The organism is Alsobacter ponti (assembly GCF_024294805.1).
In the GTDB taxonomy this organism is placed as follows: domain Bacteria; phylum Pseudomonadota; class Alphaproteobacteria; order Rhizobiales; family Beijerinckiaceae; genus Alsobacter; species Alsobacter ponti.
Genome location: NZ_JANCLU010000037.1, coordinates 1 through 17475, shown reverse-complemented (window position 1 = coordinate 17475; position 17475 = coordinate 1). Strand labels below are relative to the sequence as shown.

General features: G+C 65.1%; 16 protein-coding genes. 3 read left to right on the top strand and 13 right to left on the bottom strand.

What is annotated here, in order from left to right:
* Positions 1 to 593: 593 nt before the first annotated feature.
* Both NK718_RS21535 and NK718_RS21525 read right to left on the bottom strand, forming a co-directional pair.
* Positions 594 to 2003: an adenylate/guanylate cyclase domain-containing protein gene (locus NK718_RS21535; RefSeq protein WP_254746637.1), complete on the bottom strand. Its 1410-nt coding sequence runs from the start codon at positions 2001 to 2003 to the stop codon at positions 594 to 596.
* Between the two features lie 423 nt (positions 2004 to 2426).
* Positions 2427 to 2573 carry a hypothetical protein gene (locus tag NK718_RS21525; RefSeq protein ID WP_254746634.1) on the bottom strand — a complete coding sequence of 49 codons (147 nt, stop codon included), beginning with the start codon at positions 2571 to 2573 and terminating at the stop codon, positions 2427 to 2429.
* Between the two features lie 354 nt (positions 2574 to 2927).
* Between NK718_RS21525 and NK718_RS21520 the strand changes: the two genes are divergently transcribed.
* Positions 2928 to 3158, top strand: coding sequence for a hypothetical protein (locus NK718_RS21520; RefSeq protein WP_254746631.1), 231 nt, complete (start codon positions 2928 to 2930; stop codon positions 3156 to 3158).
* 40 nt (positions 3159 to 3198) lie between these two features.
* Here the strand turns inward: NK718_RS21520 and mscL are convergent, their stop codons facing one another.
* The 7 genes from mscL to NK718_RS21485 all read right to left on the bottom strand — a co-directional run bounded on the left by mscL (position 3199) and on the right by NK718_RS21485 (position 10842).
* The gene (gene mscL / locus NK718_RS21515) at positions 3199 to 3651 is read right to left on the bottom strand and encodes a large conductance mechanosensitive channel protein MscL (RefSeq protein WP_254746628.1); all 453 of its coding nucleotides are present in this window, start codon (positions 3649 to 3651) and stop codon (positions 3199 to 3201) included.
* A gap of 1036 nt (positions 3652 to 4687) precedes the next feature.
* Complete coding sequence (locus NK718_RS21510; RefSeq protein ID WP_254746625.1) at positions 4688 to 5050, bottom strand: YcxB family protein; 363 nt, start codon at positions 5048 to 5050, stop codon at positions 4688 to 4690.
* Positions 5047 to 6042, bottom strand: coding sequence for a DUF4432 family protein (locus tag NK718_RS21505; protein ID WP_254746622.1), 996 nt, complete (start codon positions 6040 to 6042; stop codon positions 5047 to 5049). The genes NK718_RS21510 and NK718_RS21505 overlap by 4 nt, the downstream gene beginning before the upstream one ends.
* On the bottom strand, positions 6039 to 7580 hold the full coding sequence (locus NK718_RS21500; protein WP_254746619.1) for a sulfatase: 1542 nt from the start codon (positions 7578 to 7580) through the stop codon (positions 6039 to 6041). The genes NK718_RS21505 and NK718_RS21500 overlap by 4 nt, the downstream gene beginning before the upstream one ends.
* Positions 7581 to 7650: 70 nt before the next feature.
* Positions 7651 to 8487 carry a carbohydrate ABC transporter permease gene (locus NK718_RS21495; protein ID WP_254746599.1) on the bottom strand — a complete coding sequence of 279 codons (837 nt, stop codon included), beginning with the start codon at positions 8485 to 8487 and terminating at the stop codon, positions 7651 to 7653.
* Positions 8484 to 9437: a carbohydrate ABC transporter permease gene (locus tag NK718_RS21490; protein WP_254746597.1), complete on the bottom strand. Its 954-nt coding sequence runs from the start codon at positions 9435 to 9437 to the stop codon at positions 8484 to 8486. The genes NK718_RS21495 and NK718_RS21490 overlap by 4 nt, the downstream gene beginning before the upstream one ends.
* A gap of 52 nt (positions 9438 to 9489) precedes the next feature.
* Positions 9490 to 10842: an extracellular solute-binding protein gene (locus NK718_RS21485; RefSeq protein ID WP_254746595.1), complete on the bottom strand. Its 1353-nt coding sequence runs from the start codon at positions 10840 to 10842 to the stop codon at positions 9490 to 9492.
* 365 nt (positions 10843 to 11207) lie between these two features.
* Between NK718_RS21485 and NK718_RS22230 the strand changes: the two genes are divergently transcribed.
* The gene (locus NK718_RS22230; protein ID WP_371877344.1) at positions 11208 to 11459 is read left to right on the top strand and encodes a hypothetical protein; all 252 of its coding nucleotides are present in this window, start codon (positions 11208 to 11210) and stop codon (positions 11457 to 11459) included.
* Positions 11460 to 11917: 458 nt separating this feature from the next.
* Here the strand turns inward: NK718_RS22230 and NK718_RS21475 are convergent, their stop codons facing one another.
* The 4 genes from NK718_RS21475 to NK718_RS21460 form a co-directional block, all read right to left on the bottom strand.
* Positions 11918 to 13114, bottom strand: coding sequence for an IS256 family transposase (locus NK718_RS21475; RefSeq protein WP_254746589.1), 1197 nt, complete (start codon positions 13112 to 13114; stop codon positions 11918 to 11920).
* A gap of 241 nt (positions 13115 to 13355) precedes the next feature.
* Positions 13356 to 14078 carry a phospholipase A2 family protein gene (locus NK718_RS21470; RefSeq protein ID WP_254746586.1) on the bottom strand — a complete coding sequence of 241 codons (723 nt, stop codon included), beginning with the start codon at positions 14076 to 14078 and terminating at the stop codon, positions 13356 to 13358.
* A 150-nt stretch (positions 14079 to 14228) separates the two neighbouring features.
* On the bottom strand, positions 14229 to 15974 hold the full coding sequence (locus NK718_RS21465) for an adenylate/guanylate cyclase domain-containing protein (protein WP_254746583.1): 1746 nt from the start codon (positions 15972 to 15974) through the stop codon (positions 14229 to 14231).
* A 73-nt stretch (positions 15975 to 16047) separates the two neighbouring features.
* Positions 16048 to 16476 carry a YybH family protein gene (locus NK718_RS21460; RefSeq protein ID WP_254746580.1) on the bottom strand — a complete coding sequence of 143 codons (429 nt, stop codon included), beginning with the start codon at positions 16474 to 16476 and terminating at the stop codon, positions 16048 to 16050.
* 276 nt (positions 16477 to 16752) lie between these two features.
* On the opposite strand from NK718_RS21460, the gene NK718_RS21455 reads away from it, so the two are divergent.
* Positions 16753 to 17445, top strand: coding sequence for an adenylate/guanylate cyclase domain-containing protein (locus NK718_RS21455; protein ID WP_254746575.1), 693 nt, complete (start codon positions 16753 to 16755; stop codon positions 17443 to 17445).
* Positions 17446 to 17475: the final 30 nt, after the last annotated feature.

The window sequence follows — 17475 nt, the reverse complement described above, 5'->3', positions numbered from 1 at the left end:
GATCTCCCATCCCTGGAGACCAGCAGACGCCACATCGTAGCTTCCGTCACTGTCCGGTTTTCGGGGAGTAGCTCACAGCGGTGCGCAACGTCGCAATTGTCCGTAAGTCATCTGGGTATATTCCGGCGCCGCTCCATGTGGACTATAGCATCCCAGGGGGCTCAAATGAGCAATGGCTTCTGGGTCTTCGTCGCCATGATACTGGGCGGCACAGGATTCGCTGCGATCGCGGTTATCTGCATCACTTGGTCGGGTTGAGCTTCGGCGCACCATAACCGAGTCAGTTTCGTGGTTGGCGGCCGCGTCCAGGGTTGTTGGAGGTCGCGGAGGTTCAGATTCCGCGTGGCGGTGTCCCGCTACCTGGTGAAACCGCTCTCCAACCGCCCGCGCCGCCTCGAACTGCGCGTTGGGGAAGCGGGCTCAAAGCGCCCGCTTGGGGCGTCATCGAGCGGACCATTGAACAAGGGGCGAAATGCAAGATTTGCCGGGCGGACACCGACGATGGGGCGCCGCGAGCGGCGTCCGCCCCAACACGCTCACATCGCGAACGCCAGGTGAGAGTAGCATAAGATGGAACTCCGCCCCACGTCCCGTCAGGGCAGGGCGAAGATCTTCACTTCATGGTCGATGCCGCGCAGCATCGTGGCCGGGCGGGGCACGGGTTCGATGCCGCTGCCCGACAGGATGCCTGCGACGCGGTCGTTGGTGAGCACCGCCTCGGTGGTCAGGATGGCCCGCGTGTCCGCCAGATTCTGCACGCGCGAGGCGATGTTGACGGTCTGCCCGAAATAGTCCTGCCGGTCGTCGAGATTGACGGCGAGGCAGGGGCCTTCGTGCAAGCCGATCTTGAGGAGGAGTTCCTCGTGCCCGCGCTCGTCGTTGAGCGTGCGCATCGCCTCACGCATGCGCAGCGCGGCCGACACCGCGCGCTCCGGCGTGGGGAAGGTCGCCATCACGGCGTCGCCGATGGTCTTCACCACCGCCCCGGCTTCCGCGGCCACGATGTCGTAGAGCACCTTGAAGTGCGCGCGCACCAGGTCGAACGCGGCGAGATCGCCGACGCGCTCGTACAGCGCCGTCGAGCCACGCAGATCGGTGAAGAGGAAGGTGAGGCTGGTGATCTTCAGCCGCTGGTCGATGTCGAGCGTATCGGTACGATAGATGTCGCGGAAGGTCTGGTTGCTCAGCAATTGCTTGGCAGTGAGGAAGCGCACGCGCGTGCTCAAGATGCCGCGCAGGTTGTCGTCGGCGACGCACACATTGGGCAGGACGCGGCGGTCGGTATGGTTCTCCACCGTCAGCCGGAGGGGGCCGGGGCGCAAGGTCAGCGCCTGGTTGCCCGATTGGCCTTGGCTGATCACCATCGTCAGGAGCTGCCGCTCCTGCGTCGGCTCGCCCTTGACTTCCAGGAACTGGGTCGAATGGGTCACTGCGTCGAAGATGATGATGAAACCTTCCGGCAATTGCATGGACAAGATGGCCCGCTCGCCGGGTGCAAGCTCCACCATCTCCAGCATCGACTTCGAAAAGCGTGCCTCCAGGTCCTCCGGCAAGGCGACGCCGGAGCTGAAGTAGACCTGCCGGTAGTATTCCAGCAGCGGCAAGCGGTCGGGATCGTGGGCGGCGATGCGGCGCACGCGCGGGCTCACCGTGAACGTCACCTCCACCATCTCGTCGAGCGTGGGTTCGTAGCCAGTGGCGCAGAGCGCGCAGTGATAATGGTCGCGGTTGACGGTCTTCAGCGTCGAGCCGGCTTCCATCACGCCGCCGCAGCCGGGGCAGAGCACGTTCCACGATATGTCGAACAGGCCCATGCGCCCGGCGTGCAGGAAGGTGGAGACCGTGCGGTCCTCGTCGAACCCGTAACGGGTTGCAAAAGCGACAGGATTGACGCGGTTGAGCTCGCGGTCGGTACCGTGCGCGACGAGTTCGTCTATTTTGTCCGCCACGGCCGGGTCTGCGGACTGACGCAAGGCGGCCAACAGGGCGTTCGTGTCGCTCATCCAACCGTCTCCTCGCGTTCGATCGATCGGGGGAACCTCGACGATCGCCACTATAGCATGCCGCGCTGTCCATGGCGGCGGCGCATTCCGATCCCGTCGAGCGCGCCGTTCGCGGCGAAGCGGCCGGGCGTCGAGGGACTGAGCGTGGTCGATGTTTCCGTGATGCCGACGGTGCCGCGCGCCAACACCAGTCTTCCCACAATGGCTGAGAAGATGTCTGATGCGATCACCTCTCGGAACCAGAGCTAAGGATCCCGTTCATGTCTTCTTGCGGGACCCGGCGCCGGCGAATTACCGGCGTGAAGCGCACCCGACCGTACGCTAACCGAGATTCATTGCATCCCAAATCATGAGCGCGACGATGTTGACGAGGGCGAGGAAGGGGACAGCTTTGTTGGTCGGTCGCTGAGCCAAGCCCATCGTTCAGCGCAGCAGCCCGAGCAGCCCCTGCACGAAAAACGCCGCGACAAACATGCAGAGCGCGATGATGATGAACGCCGGATCGCGGCGCGGTCGGGCCTTCGCCGCGCGCCCCGTTTGTCTGTCATCGGAACGGCTTGAATCGGTCATGACCTGCTCTCCACCCAAGCAGCCCGACGAGCGCAAACATTTGTCGCCTTTTGAAACCAATTATCAAGCCGAATTCGATTGAAAGATGTGCTGGGTCACAGCCCTGCGTATCGGTGTCGGACAGGGCTCCGACATTGGCTCGCCGGTACCGCCCAGGGTGCAATCCGCGACGATTCCGGCGACGCCGCGGTGCTCAAGGCCGTAAGCCCGTGTCCAGACGAATCGGAGTGAGGGACACGCAACATCTCGGCCCGACCATACGAGGCATTCAAAAATGATCGGACGAGCCGGATTCGGGCAAGACGTTGATGCAGCGCCGAGCTATTGTCCATCGCAAGGTTGGGGCATTCGACGATGACTGATGTTGCGTATGACGACGTTGACGACACCTTGGGACTGGCGGACTGGCGCCACCTCATCGGCCACCTCGAAGCGGCGCGAGCGGCCGCCATCGGGGAGGGGATCGCGCCGATCGTCACGACGGAAGCAGCGCTGCTCTGGGCATTGCGGCGCGCCTTCGACGCCGACCCGGAAGGCTTTGCCACGACGCTGATCCGCGCCGTCCGGGACGTCGTGCACGACTGACTGGAGACGTGCACGACTGATTGGAGAGGGGGGAGGGCGGTTAGCCTCGGCGCGTCGTGAGGTTGGCGTTCAAGTCGGCCATCTGATCGCGGATCTCCGCCAACAGTTTCACGTCGGCCGGGATCTCGGGCGCTTGCGGCGCCTCGACCGCCTCGTCCTGCTTCTTGATAAGCTGGTTCATCGCCCGGATCACCAGAAACAGCACAAAGGCGACGATTGCGAAATTGAGGGCGATGGTGAGGAACTGACCATAGCCCAGAACGGCGCCCTGCTTTTTCGCGTCGGCATAGCTCAGCCCCGCCTGCACTTTCGACGACAGGGGCAGGTAGTAATTGGAAAAGTCGAGACCTCCCGTGACAGCGCCAACCACGGGCATGATGATGTCGGCCACCAGGGAGGCGACGATCGCCCCGAAGGCCGCACCGATCACCACGCCGATGGCCAGATCAATCACGTTGCCGCGCAAGGCGAATTTCTTGAATTCTTCCAACATGGTGTTCTCCCGGGCAGCAAAGCGAATCGATATCTGTCCCGCTGCGCCTCAATGATAAACAAACACAGCCCAAGACTACACAGCGATCGGCGCGTCGAATGCTGTCGCGCTCCCGGTCGACCCACGCGGGCAGTTCACATGGTCACGTCCATCCCGGCGGAGCCCGAAGGGCCGGCATATGGACGCGTTGCCATGCGATTGGTCAGGCGGGGTCTGAGGGTCGCTCGACTGAGTCCGACTTGTTGTCGGGACGCATCCCAACGCGCAGCGCTCGGGGGATCCAACCGTCCTCTTTTGCTCTTCTGGCGTTGCAATAACAAGTCTTATTGGCAGCGATCTGATCGTCGCGCCCAGCAGCGATGCCAGCTGACACATCATCTTCCTGACGCTGACCAAAAGAAAAAGGGGGCTTGCTGCCGCCAGTTGGCGCAACGACGGACAGCCCCACGACCTTGGCGTGACGGACCCAGGCTGACCTGCCTTCGGCCCAGTCGTCGTGAAAGAAGCTTTAGGCGGCAGAAGGCAGGGGGGCGGTCCTTCGGTCCGGGGCGCCCACACTCGGTTGAGGGCCGTCCGGTTGCGCCTTACCACTTTCACGGGTCTCCCGCCGTTGCGCGAAATCAATGCGGGCACGGCGCCAATGCGCGATGACGAGGCGAGCCTCTTCAAGCCGGCCCGCCGCATGCCTTGGAACGACCGCGTCTCACTGTCTCCCCCGGAACCGTCAAGCGGGTTGCGACGCGGGATCGCCACAGTTGAAGGGCGCGCTTATCGCTTCGTGTGCCGCAATACGCCCGTTCTTTTGGCCGCGATGCTGTGTGTCCAGGAGAGCGGCGGTGGCGGGGAGGCCAAATGGCGCCTTGCTCGAGGACAAGTCGCTGAAGCTGCACGCAAACGAATCAATTCCATGCTTCGCGGCCTGACGTTGGAGTCCCTTCAGACGAGGCTCACCGCGCCGGCCGTGGACACGCCGCCGGATCGTGGCTGATGCGCGCATGGCCGGACGGAGATGGAGGCGCGCCCTCCCAGACCTAAGTCACGGTCGTGGCGGACCGTCCTGCGACGGCCTCGTTTCGTCGTTTGGCTGGAGGGCCGAGGCGCGATAGTCCCGCGCGCGTTGCGCGAAGGCGGCCATGGCCGTCCGATCGGCAAAGGCCGACAGCGGGACAATCCACGCCTGCTCGGGAGCGACAAAGAGGTACACGCCGACTTCGCTTTCCTCGATGGCCGAGATGCCTGGCCACTGGACCTGGCTGGCGGCGGCGGCGCTGGTGCACCTCACGCCCGCGGCCACCAACTCCAGGCGCGCGGGGGCCCGGAAACTTGCGGTGGCAAAAGCCGGTCCCATCACCGCCGGGTCGGTCTGATCACCCCTGAAGCTCCTCTGGCCAGCGCTCATGGCGCGGATCGCGGATCGGCGAAGCAGGGCAGGCCCAAGGCGGTTCCAGAAAAGGTGAGGTCCACCCGGTACTGTCGGGATTGGCCGGGCGCAAGGTCCTCCGGCGGCGGGCTCGCGCCGCCCGCCAGCCGTGCGCTGGTGCAGGGTTCGAGCGACAGCACGCCGGCCTGCGGACGCAAGTCCCGCCAGAGTTGGAGATGCGGCAACGTGCCCGCAGAGAAGGAAAGGGTGAGCCGGAACGCCGGCCCCTCCGGCGTCGGCGTGATCAGCTGACACGCGGCGATCTCGCCGGGCCCTGAGGGCATGCTCACCGCGTCAGGCTGAGGGCCGGGATCGGGCAACGTGATCGGGCCCATGACACGCCGACCGCCGAAGTGGATCTCGGTGCCGGTGGCGACGGCGGGGTAGCCGAAATTGACGTGGTAGAGGAGCGCATGCGGCGTCGGCTGCGCGCCCTCGTTGGTCACGCGATCGAGGATGCTCAGCGTTTGCCCCCCCACCGGCGCGCTGATGCGGCGGCGCAGGCGCAGCGTTTCGCCGCCATAGCGGGATTGCACGACGTCGCCCTCGCAGAAGAGGGTGGGCTGCGGAGCCTCCCAATCTTCCCCGTGGGCGAGCACGCGGGCCGGCGTGAAGGGGAGCCGCCCATGCAGGGGGCGGCCCTGCACAGGCTGGCGGATGTGCTCGAGGCCGCAGGTGACGAGCAACCCGGAAAAGCTGCGGTTGAAGCCGTGGCCGCCATCGCCTTCGGGATCGTGCAGGGTCGGGCTGCGAAACCCTGCCGGGCTCTGCCATGCCACCGGTGAACCCCGGTACCACAACGGGCCGATGTCGAGCGAACGCTCCGCCATGACCCAGAAATCCAGTCCACCCCCGGTCGAGAAGGCGAGCGCCCGCACACCGCGCTCCGGCCCGTCGTCGAGGACGATGGGGCGAACGCTGGCGATCTGCCGCAAATCGCCGACGATCGGGCGGAGCGGGTCCGGGGTCATCGGGGCGTGGCCGGGACCCGGGCGTCGGCTAAAGGCGCCAGACCCAGGCGCGTGAAGGCCTCCGGCGGGGCCTCGTTTGCCGCCATCAACGTGACCATCACCGCCTCGAGCTTCGCCTCGGCAGCGGCATCGCGAATGGGGTGTTCCTGCCCGGGATCGGCGGCCAGGTCGTAAAGCCGCGTGTCGTTCTCGATCATCGCGCCGGGCCCGTAGACGTTGTAAAACGGCGATCGCTGGATCACCGGCACCTTCAGCAGCTTGGCGCCCTTGGTGAACGGGAACGGCTCGGCGAGGCTCGCGAGCGCAAGCTCTTCCACCGAGAACGGTTCGAAGATGTGCGTGGGCATCAAGGTATATTGGTAGATCTCCTGCGTCTGCAGGTCGGCCGGATAGCGGTGATAGGTGAACCGCCCGTCGGCCACGTTCACGGCGCCGCCAAAATAGCCAAACAGCGCCGCCGGCCTCGCGGATCTGCCCTCGGCGATGTCGACCAGCGACAGTCCATCCATCTCCACCGCGCGCGGCACCGAGAAGAGGTCGAGGACGGTCGGCGCCAAGTCGATCGACTGTGTCAGGGCGGAGCAGCGACGGCCCGAGCGGTCGGTGCGGGGATCGTGCAGGAAGAGCGGGATGCGCGCGACCTCCTCATAGAGGTTCATGCGGTTCTTGGCCCAGAAGTCGTGCTCGCCCAGCAGAAATCCGTGGTCGGTGGTGACGATCAGCGCCGTGTCCTTCCACATGTCATGCTGGTCAAAATAATCGAGCAGCTGCCCGAGCAGGAAGTCGCACATTGAGACGATCGCGTAGTAATTGGCGCGCAGCTCCTCGCATTCGTCGGGCAATTCGTCGACCCGACCGTAGCGGGGCCAATCGCGGATGGGACCTTTCCAGCCGGTGTCGAAGGCTTCCTTGAAGCGGGCCGGGGCGTGGAAGGGCTCGTGCGGGTCGAAGGTCTCGATCTGCAGCAACCAGTCGTCGGCCTCGCGGTTGATGTCGAGGAACTCGAACCCGTGGGCAAAGCATTGCACCGAGGGAAAATCTTTCTCGTCCTTGATGAACTCACGGTTGATGATGTTTTGGGAGAAGTATTCGCGCCGCTCCTGCGTGAACTGGCGCGCGTGGTACATCTCCCGCAGCCGCTCCCAGTGCGGTTTCACCATGGCTTTCCAGGGGTCGCCTTCCTGACCCCGCACGAATTCGTAGCTGTCGTACCTGTTGTGGTAGGTGGCGCCGCCATCCTCCCAGTAATGGAAGTGGTCCGTGACCAGGTGGCTGTAGACGCCGCCCTGGTGCAGCAGTTCGGGAAAGGCGTTGTCGAAGGGCTCCAGGGGCCCCCAGCTGCGGTGCAGGAAGGTGAGGCGGCCCGTCAGCATGTCGCGGCGGGCGGGCATGCAGGGCAAGCTGCCGACATAGTGCGTGTCGAACGTCATCGTGCGCCGCGCCAGTCGGTCGAAGTTCGGCGTCGGGACGCGCGTGCCGCCATAAGCACCGAGCATGTGCCGGTTGAGCGAGTCGAAAAGAACGAAGACAGTTTTCATGATGGGGTCCTGTGATGTGGCCGCGGGCGCCACTGCGTCGCCGCTCCCGGCCGAGGCGACGACAGAGCGTTCACTTGATGGCCCCTTGCGTCAGTCCCTTGACGATGTAGCGCTGCCCGATCAGCAGCAGAACCAGCGCGGGAAGGATCGAGAGGGCTGCACTGGCCGCCATCTGCGTGTACTGGATTTCGAAATCCTGGGCGAACTTGGCGATGGCGACGGGCACGGTTGCGGTCTGTTTCATGGTGAGATTGAGCGCGACCGCGAACTCGTTCCAGCTGAACACGAAGGTCAGGATGCCGGTCGCCGCGAGGCCAGGGGTGACCAGGGGAATGACCACTTTCCACAGCAGCACCGGCGTCGAAGCGCCGTCGATGCGCGCGGCTTCCTCCAGTTCAAGCGGCACCTCGCGCACGAAAACGCTCATCAAGAACAGCGCCATTGGAAGGTTCAAGGCGGTGTGGGCGAGGATGATCCCGGCGAAGGTGTTGTCGAGCCCCACCGTGCGGGCCATGGTGAACCATGCTCCGGCCAGCGCCACCGGCGGGATCATGTTGAACGCCATCGCCCAGGCCAGAAACAGGGCCGGTACCCAGCGCGGCCAGCGCATGCGGTGCAGCGACCAGGCGCCAAGCGTGGCGGCGGCCAGGCACAGCAGCGTGCTGCTCAGTCCAACAATCAGCGAATTGCGGTAGTTCAGCAGGAAGTCCGAGGTTTTCGAGAATAGCACCTCGTTGAAGCTGGCGAGGTTGGGCGTGAACCAGAGCTCACCCACGAGCAGCGAAATCTGCGTGCGAAAACCGGCGGCGATGGCCCACACCACCGGCAGCACCACCGCAAGGCCGCAAACGCCCAGCACGAGGTGCGGAACGGCGGTGCGGGCACCCACCATGTGCGGGTCGCTCATGGCCCGGTCTCCGAACGGCGCCTGGCAGACAGCGCCAGCACGAGCAAGACGGACACCAGGAAAATCACGATGATCGACATCGCCGCCCCATAGCCGACGCGGTCCTCCGTGAAAAAGCGCTGGTACAGCGTGAAGCTCACCACCTCCGTTGCCGTTCCCGGACCTCCTCCGGTCAGCAAATACACCTCGTCGAAGACCTTGAAGGCGAGAACGATGCGGAAGGCGAAGGTGACCATGATGGTGGGCAGCATCATGGGCAATGTGACATGCAGGAGCTCTTGCCAGCCTGATGCGCCGTCCATGTGAGCGGCCTCATAGACATCGCGCGGCATCGACTCCAGCCCGGCCAGGAAGAGCAGGAAACAAAACGGCGTCCAGTGCCAGATGTCGACCAGGATGACGGAGAGCAGGGCGGTCTCATTCGCTCCAAGCCAGTCCACCGGCTCGATCCCCACAAGCCCCAGCGCCTGGTTGGCGAGCCCGAAATCGTAGTTGAGCATCAGCTTCCAGATCGCACCCACGACAATGCCGGGGATCAGGATCGGCAGGATGAACAGAGCTCGGTAAAGCACGCGCCCGCGCTGGATCCGGCTGCAGTAGAGCGCCATGACAAAGCCGAGGATCATCTGCCCCGTGACGGCCCCCAGCGCAAACACGGTCGTGTTCCACACGCCCGCCCGGAACAGCGCGTCCGAGAACACCGCCTTGTAGTGGGTGAGCCCGACGGGAGTCCAGGTCGCCACTCCGCCCGACCAGGTCACGTTGTTGAAGCTGAGCCAGAACAGGTTCAGCAGCGGCAACACGCTGAGCGCCAGCATGATTGCGAGCGAGGGCGCCAGCGTGGCCCACCGCCAGGCGGGGTCGTCGCCGTAGCGATCGCCGGCGCGCTCGCCACCCGCGCGGGGCTGCAAGCGCCCTGCTGGCGTGGCCGGCAGGGAACGCACGCTCATCGGCATCTCTCCAGATCGCAAGCGGCCCGTAAACCGAGCCGAGATGGCGCGACTATTTCAGCGGCTCGAGCTTGCCGGTCTTGTAGTTGTACTTCGCCATGATGCCGTTGATCTCGTCGGCCATGGAGTTCAAGGCGACGGTCGAGGTGATCTCGCCGGCGATCGCCCGGTTCAGTCCGAGCTCGAGCACGGCGATGACCTCGCTCGCCTCGGGGAACTGATAGATGTTCACTGAATGCTTGAGCGCCTCGGCCAGCGGCTTCATCCAACGGTACTTGCGTTCGTCGGCCACCGGGTCGCGATAGGCGGCCGCGTTGATGGGGATGCCGCCTGCCTTGGTGGCAGCCACTTGCGCGTCCTTGGTCTGGAACCAGCGCAGAAACTCGACGGTGGCGCGCTTGCGGTCATTTGGCACGTTCTTCGAAATGCCACCGAGCCAATGGCCCAATCCTGGCGCGGTGGGTACGCCCGGCACGTGGGGCGGCGGCGCGAACTCGATCTTGTCGACGACGACCGATTTCGTGGGATCGTCCATTTGCGACCAGGCGGCGATGACCGTGATCATGTGCGCGGTCTTGCCCGTCACGATGTTCTGGATCACTTCGGCCTGATCGAGCGATGCCGTCTTGGGATGGCCCGCTTCGCGCGCGAGGCGAATGTAGTAGTCGAGCGCCGCCTTGCCCTTCTCGTCGTTGAGGGTGATCGAATAGTCGGCCGCGGCCTGATCCTTGAAGATGCCGCCACCAAAGCCATAGAGGTAGGGATAGAAATCATAGGCCACGGTGTGCGGTCCGCGCGCGCCGCGCTGAACAATGCCATACATTTTGGGGGGCGCATGAAACTTGCGCGCATTGGCTTCTAACTCGGCAAAGGTGTCGGGGGCTTTCAGCCCCGCCTCCTTGTAGAGGTCGCCGCGATAATACAGCATCGGGATGAGCGGCGAGATCGGCATCGACATGAGCTTGCCGGCGGGGGTCATGGTTTTCTTGGCGGGGTCGAAATAGATCGTATCCCCCAGCGTGTAGACGTCCGGGTCGAGCTTGAACCCGGGTTCGATGTCGGTGATGGCTTCGACGAAGCCGCCGAAATACATCTCGGCGAACCAGCCGGAGTTCATGATCAGTAGGTCATACTGGCCCTTGCTCGCCCGCACCGAGTTGCGCTGCTTTTCCAGGGAGCCGGCGAAGGGGTTCACGTCGAGCTCGACCTTGTTTCCGCTCTCCTGCTCGTAGAGCTCCACCGTCTTCCGGAAGCTGTCGAACCACGGCGACTGGTTGATCACGATGGTGATCGGCGCGACTTTGGCGGCGGCCCAACCGAGCCGGGTGCTGCTCATGAATGCCGCGGCGCTCATGGCCGTCATCGCGCTGCGCCGGGTCCAACCCCGCTTGCTCCTGGTGCTCATCGCTCTCTCCCGCAGCGCTGTGATCGCGCCTGACCTGAAGGATCACACAGGCTTGGCCCGTTCGCCACCACCTTTCCATGGCTCAGAGGATTTCGCTGCGACCTGGCTCCGGGCTATCTGAATTGGCCTTTTCAGCTCCGCAGAGCAGGGATGGACGAAGCCTGGTCCGATTGCCGGCGGCGCGTTGTTGTCGGGTCTCGGAAGGTGAGATACGCCATGCCGAAATGCGTCATGGAGCATCATGTCGCGGGACCGGCCAGGTCAGCCCAGCCGATCTCCACGCCATTTCTCAGAAGCCCTGCTGCGTGATGCGCGACATGGGATCCGACGTGCAATGGATCTGAAGCTTTGTCACCGACGACAAGATCTGTGGCGTCTATCACGCCGCCAGTGAGGAGCTCGTGCGCGAGCCCGCCCGTCGCGGCGGCTTTCCCGCCGACCGGATCGCCCGTGTGGCCGCCGTCATCGATCCGGCCACAGCCGAAAATCATCTACATCGCCCAAGGGAAATCGGAGCGCTGGTGCAAACCACGCGGCGGTGCGCGTTGGTGACGGCTTGCAGGCCGGCGCCCCCAGACGTCGCGGGCCGACCCAGCACGGGCAGTCCGACGGGGTAAAGCCAGGGTTCAATCGAAGATCAGGAGAAATGGTCCTAGCACCATCACCGAACCACAGACGGCCAACGCTGCGACGAGAAAGGCGCGTTCCCAGCTCATGGCGATCTCACCGTTGATTTGACTGAAGTCGGCGCAGGCCCCTTGTAATAATGGTCCGCGTTGTTTGACAGCGCTGTGACGAGGCACACGGCCCGAATTCGGGACGCCGTGACATTATAGATCCTTATAGATCTTGCTCAGTCATAAGCCTGAGGCTCGCACCGCCGGCCATTTGCCAAGCTTGCCGGGATCGCCTCGGATGATGGTCGGGCGGACACCGCCGCTGGGGCGCCGCAAACGGCGCCCGCCCCGAACCCTTCCCCATTGCGAGGGCGCGTCTAGAGTCCTAGGGGGGACTTTCGGGTCGTGTCCCCGGCATTGGTGTAGGAGCGCCGGTCCTCGGCAGGGTCCGAGGATGATCAGGCGGCCACGGCGGACAGCCTGAGGACGGGATCATCGCTCATTGTGCCGAGCGACTCCAGGCTCATGTATCGGCGTGTGACGGCCCACTCGTCGGATTGCTCCAGCATCAGCGCGCCGACCAGGCGGATGACGGACCGGTCGTTGGGGAAGATCCCTACGACGTCGGCGCGGCGCTTGATCTCGCCGTTGAGACGCTCGAGCGGGTTTGTGGACGCGATCTGCGGCCAATGCTCGCGTGGGAAGGTCATGTAGGCGAGCACGTCGTCGCGGGCGCCGTCCATCAGCTCGGCGAGTTTGGGGAAGCGCTCTCGCAAGGCATCGGCGACCTGCCGCCATTGGGCGTGGGCGGCCTCCGCGGTGTCCTGGGCGAAGATCGTCTTCAGCATGGCGACCGCCGCCGGGCGTTGCTTGGGCGGCACGTGGGCAAGGGCATTTCTGAGCCAGTGCACGCGGCACCTCTGGTGGGTGGCGCTAAACACCTTCGCGGAAGCCGCGCGAAGCCCCTTGTGATCGTCGGCCACGACGAGCTTCACGCCACGCAGGCCCCGGTCGGCCAGGGAGCGAAGGAACGCCTTCCAGAAGGGCTCGGCCTCCGAGGCGCCGGTGGCGACGCCGAGCACCTCGCGGCGTCCGTCCATGTTCACCCCGACGGCGACTATCACGGCCAGCGAGACGATGCGGCCGGCCTCGCGCACCTTCAGGTAGGTGGCGTCAATCCACAGGTAGGGCCAGGCGCCTTCGATGGGACGGGACAGGAAGGCGTTCACCCGCTCGTCGAGTTCTTCGCAGAGCCGGCTGACCTGGCTCTTCGAGATCCCCGAGCCTCCCATCGCCTTGACGAGGTCGTCGACGGCCCGCGTCGAGATCCCGTGCACGTAGGCTTCCTGGATGACCGCGGTGAGGGCTTTCTCCGCCGTGCGCCGCGGTTCCAGGAACGAGGGCAGGTAGGAGCCCTTGCGCAGCTTGGGGATGGAAAGGTCGATGCGCCCGGCCCGTGTCTCCCAGGCCCTCTCGCGATAGCCGTTGCGGTGGGTAAGGCGGTCCGCACTGCGGGCACCTGCCGGCACACCGGTCCTGGCCTCGACCTCCAGTTCCATCATCCGGTCGGCGGCAAAAGCCAGCAACTCGCGAACGAGGTCGCTGTCCGCTCCCTTCTCGATCAGCTCAATCAGGGCCATCCTGTCGTCGGTCATCGTCGTCTCCTGCTCCAGGTTCAGCTTCGCAACCGAACCCTAGCCGAAGACTGGCGATGACCACCTCAGCGGCAGTCTACTCCTACACCACTCGTGGGGACACGACCGACTTTCGCGAATCTGAAGACGTCTACGCGCGATTTGCGATCGTGCGCCTGGCATCCTGGGCTGATGCCGATGGGCATCAGCGACGGCGCCCGAAGGTGACGACTACCGCGGGTTCCGAGTGACTTGCCATGGCTTACAAAAGGGGCCAGTCCGCCCAACTCGCGGCGGCAAGGGTCGCCAGGTGGTCGCTCAGCTGGTCGGACGCGATTTCGGCAGGAGTAGAAATCTGCGGAATGGCAGCTTGGGAAATTTCGGCCGCACCCGGATTGGCGAAAGGCCGGTGAGAAGCGGCATTGGTTATGATGGCGCTCGACTGCGACCAGATCCAGTCGCCCTCGTCAGCCGCGACCGACGTGGTCGACGCCCCAAGCTCAGCGGCTGACGACACAGCGTCAAACGCCCAGTGCGCTGCCTCGATCCGGGTTTGCGAATTGGCGTCCTCCAGGCCGGACCCGATCATCCCCAGGCCATGCTCCAGGTAAAACAAGTCCTGAGTGGGCGTCACGAGGTCCGGCCGGTCGTTGACCACCGCCATCTGATAAAGCCCGAACACGACAGCGCCCCCGCCATACAGATCCTGCTCCGCGGTGGTCGAGGCATCCGGCAGAGCCGCGATCGCGGAGACGAGCGCGAGATCGCCGGCGGCCCGAACGCCGGGATCGGGCGAATCATAGGCCTGGTCGTGACGCAGGAAGAGCGCGTCGAGTTGGTCCACCGGGGGGCTTGCGTAGTCGACGTGTTGGTTGGGGTCGCCCAGGATCTGGCCATCGGAGTAGAGCGGACCGCCATAGTTGCCGTAGGTCGGCAGGGGAAGGCCGGCCGGTCCCGTCGTGATGAGGTTCCAGTTGATCGCCATGACCACCTCCACCGCTCGTGTGGTGCTTGCTGTGAGCCGGAGGAAATGCATTCAGTCCGGGGTTGTTCCGAATGCGGAGTGATGGCTTTCAGCCCGGCGGCGCGATGCGAATGGCTGTCGCAAGAGGGGCCCGGGAGGGGGATTTTCGCTTCACTCCGGCAAGCCGGCGAGCCGAAGGCCCTGGACATAGTCGGCGCGCGCCTTGGGCTCGCACCAGCCGTTCGAGCGCTCCGCGTCGGACAGGCGGAACTTCGGGTCGAGGTGAAGCACCCTGGCCAGGGCGGCCCTGGCCTCCTCGGTGCGTCCGAGAAGGGCGAACGTCGCTGCCATTTGCCTCTGCCCGCCCAGGTGGTCGGGGCGGTCGCGCAGAAAGCGGCTGGTGGCCTTCAGCGCCTCTTGGTAGTCGCCGGCCGCGAAGTGAATCATCCCGGCGATCTGGACGACGGCAGGCTGCAAGGCAGGGTCGCGAGGGCTCAGCCGCAGCGCATGGTCCAGCGCCTCGAGCCCCTCCGCGGGCGATCCGCTGACGCCGAGCGAGAACCCGAGATATGCGTAGGCGATCGCGAAGCTCGGGTTGAGCACGAGAGACCTCTGGAAGGCCTCGATGGCCTCCTCCGGTTCGCGCCTGCGGATGTGGATGAGCCCGTTCACGAGGTGCACCCAGGGCTCCCTCGGGTCCAGCAGCGATGCTCTTTGGGCGTGAGGCTCCGCGGCGGCGATGAGTTTTTGCTGATCGGCGTTGCCGACCACCCACCACATCTGCATGTAGGACCACCCGGTGAGGGCGTGGGCATACGCATAGTCGGGGTAGGCGGCGACGGCGCGCGCGAGCCAGGAGCGCGCCGTCTCGGCGCCCGTCACCGTCTGACTCCAGATGAAAGGGATCGCGCGGGCCACGCACTCCCACGCACGAAGATCGGCCGGCGGGCGATGCTCGGCCCGCAGGACTTCAGCCGCCACGAGCTGCGGTTCGATTGCACCGACGACGCTCACCGTGATCTCGTCCTGGATGTCGAAGAGGTCCGAGACATCGGCGTCGTAGCGTTCCGCCCAGACCTGCGTTCCGCTTGCGGTCTCGACCAGTTGGGCGGACACCCTGAGCCGGCTTCCCGACGTGCGGACGCTCCCGCGCAGCACGTAGCGGACCTTGAGGTCGCGTCCGACGGAGTCCGGTTCGGCCTTGTCCCCCAGCGCGACGGCGGAATTGCGGGCCGTCACCTCGAGCCACCGCAGCCGCGACAGCGCTGTGGTGATGTCATCCACGAGGCCGTCGGCGAAGAAGGCGTGATTCGGGTTGGGGCTGAGGTTGGTGAACGGCAGGACCGCCAGGGAAGGCTTGTCGGCGCCTTCGGCTTCGCGCGCCCTCGGGCAGTCGCCCATTGGCGTGGCGCGAGCCCGCTCCACGGCGAACACCTGGACCGGCTCGGGGATGTTCTTGACCTTCTGTTCCCCGAGATCGCTGACGGCGGAGCGAAGGTGTCTGCGGGCGAGCCTGTGCACGTCGCCGGAAATCAGGATGCCGCCCGGTTCGGCCAGGGCCTCGAGCCGGGCGGCGATATTGACGGCCTCGCCCAGGATGTCATCGCCGTTGGGCACGACCTCGCCCGAGTGAATGCCGATCCTGAAGCGAATGCCGTTCGGCATCGCGTCCAGCGCGTCCTGCGCTTCGATCGCGCAGTGCACCGCGTCGACAGCGCTGTGGAACTCCGCGATGATGCTGTCCCCCGCGGTGTTGGCGATCCGGCCCCGGTGTTTCGAGATGATGGCGTCAAAACCCGCGCGGGACGCGAGCAGGGCCTGCAAGGTCCCCGTCTCGTCCTCCGCGGTGAGGGCGGAAAAACCTGCCACGTCGGCGGCGAGAACCACGGCCAGTCGACGCTCCACCAGTTTCGCCATGGCAGCCTCGCCCGGATCCTGTGTCGTCCGGCATTTTGATCGGGGATGGCGGGCTCGACGTGTCAGGCGGCATCTACTGATCGGTGTTCCAGATATCGGTCGCCAGCTTCCAGTTGCCGCCCTCTTTGCGCCAGATGACCACGTATTTGCCCTGCACGGACTGAGGCTGGGCGCCTTTGGTGCGCAGCGAGAAGCTGCCGATCTCCTGGAGGGCGTCGGGGCCCAGCGCCTTCACATCCTGGGCCGTCAGCTTGAGATCGGAGACTTGCGCGCCGGCCGCCGTCCAGAACTCCTGGATCGCCTTTGGTTCACGCTGCAGGGGAGCGCCTGGCGGCAGAGCCACCGCATCCTGCGCGTAGTGACCCGCCACGGCGGCGAAGTTCCCGGCGTTGAACTCCGCCGCAAACTTGTCGTTCAACGCCTGGACATCCGCTTTTTCGTCCGCCAGAGCAGGCACGCAGGCGGCCACGATCGCGAGTACGGCGAACCCGATCGGACGCATGATGAACTCCGTCGATGGTGAATCCTCCAGACCATCAACGCCAAAACCGTACGGAAGTTCGAACTCGGCGAGCTGTTCCGGCCGACGCTTCGCGCGTGCTAAGCGCGGCTCGTCCCCGCAGCCGTTTCCACACGCTCACGCGGCCCTTCTCGCTGCACGCGCCCGTCGCCCGCAAACGCCGCCGGATAACGGTGACGCGGACCGTAGTTTCTCGTGCGTCGATGTTGGGCCGCCCAGCGTTAGGCGATAGGCGGAGGAAACACTTTGGGGACTGTCGTGGCCGACGAGAAACATCACGCCAAACGCCGGCTCGTGGCCATTCTTGTCGCCGACGTCGCCGGTTCGTCGAGACTGATGGAAGCCGACGAATTTCGAGCTGTCGCTGAACTCAGGCGCGTCCTTGACGACGTCCTGATGTCCCTCGCCAGTCAGATGGGGGGCCGCCCCTTCAAGAAGGTCGGCGACGGCGTCCTTATCGAGTTTGCCAGCCCGGTCGCAGCAACTCGTTGCGCTCTCTCAGTTCAGGAGCATCTCGCCGCAGCGGGTGACCCCGCGAGCCGGTCCGAAGGGGTGCGACTGCGCATCGGCATCAACCTGGGCGACGTGATCGTGGATGACGATGGCGATCTGCGGGGCGACGGCGTGAACGTCGCGGCCAGGCTGGAGGCCCTGTCCCCCGTGGGCGGCATCGCGATTTCGGCCAAGGTGCGCGACGAGCTTCATGGCCGGCTCGCCATCGACCTTATCGACAGAGGGGAACAGCAGCTGAAAGGGATCTCAAGGCCGGTGCGCGTCTTCGTGTGGGCTCCCTCAGCGCAACCCGAAGCTTCCACACCTGTCGTTCAGCCACTGGCGCCGGACCAAGTGCCGTCGATGAGTGAGTATCGACGTCGGGGCAGATCGGCCCAAAGTCGCCGGTATTGCCTAGCTGTCGAAGCTATAGAGGTTGTTCATCCGGGACTGGGCTGAGAGGCTGGGGTTGCGAAGCACCAACTTCAC

Bases quoted from the DNA above. Each gene is read 5' to 3' on its own strand.
- NK718_RS21485 (WP_254746595.1), bottom strand. From the start codon at position 10,842: ATGAGCACCAGGAGCAAGCGGGGTTGGACCCGGCGCAGCGCGATGACG.
- NK718_RS21490 (WP_254746597.1), bottom strand. From the start codon at position 9,437: ATGAGCGTGCGTTCCCTGCCGGCCACGCCAGCAGGGCGCTTGCAGCCC.
- NK718_RS21475 (WP_254746589.1), bottom strand. From the start codon at position 13,114: ATGACCGACGACAGGATGGCCCTGATTGAGCTGATCGAGAAGGGAGCG.
- NK718_RS21520 (WP_254746631.1), top strand. From the start codon at position 2,928: ATGACTGATGTTGCGTATGACGACGTTGACGACACCTTGGGACTGGCG.
- mscL (WP_254746628.1), bottom strand. From the start codon at position 3,651: ATGTTGGAAGAATTCAAGAAATTCGCCTTGCGCGGCAACGTGATTGAT.
- NK718_RS21510 (WP_254746625.1), bottom strand. From the start codon at position 5,050: ATGAGCGCTGGCCAGAGGAGCTTCAGGGGTGATCAGACCGACCCGGCG.
- NK718_RS21460 (WP_254746580.1), bottom strand. From the start codon at position 16,476: ATGCGTCCGATCGGGTTCGCCGTACTCGCGATCGTGGCCGCCTGCGTG.
- NK718_RS21535 (WP_254746637.1), bottom strand. From the start codon at position 2,003: ATGAGCGACACGAACGCCCTGTTGGCCGCCTTGCGTCAGTCCGCAGAC.
- NK718_RS21465 (WP_254746583.1), bottom strand. From the start codon at position 15,974: ATGGCGAAACTGGTGGAGCGTCGACTGGCCGTGGTTCTCGCCGCCGAC.
- NK718_RS21525 (WP_254746634.1), bottom strand. From the start codon at position 2,573: ATGACCGATTCAAGCCGTTCCGATGACAGACAAACGGGGCGCGCGGCG.
- NK718_RS21470 (WP_254746586.1), bottom strand. From the start codon at position 14,078: ATGGCGATCAACTGGAACCTCATCACGACGGGACCGGCCGGCCTTCCC.
- NK718_RS21505 (WP_254746622.1), bottom strand. From the start codon at position 6,042: ATGACCCCGGACCCGCTCCGCCCGATCGTCGGCGATTTGCGGCAGATC.
- NK718_RS21500 (WP_254746619.1), bottom strand. From the start codon at position 7,580: ATGAAAACTGTCTTCGTTCTTTTCGACTCGCTCAACCGGCACATGCTC.
- NK718_RS21495 (WP_254746599.1), bottom strand. From the start codon at position 8,487: ATGAGCGACCCGCACATGGTGGGTGCCCGCACCGCCGTTCCGCACCTC.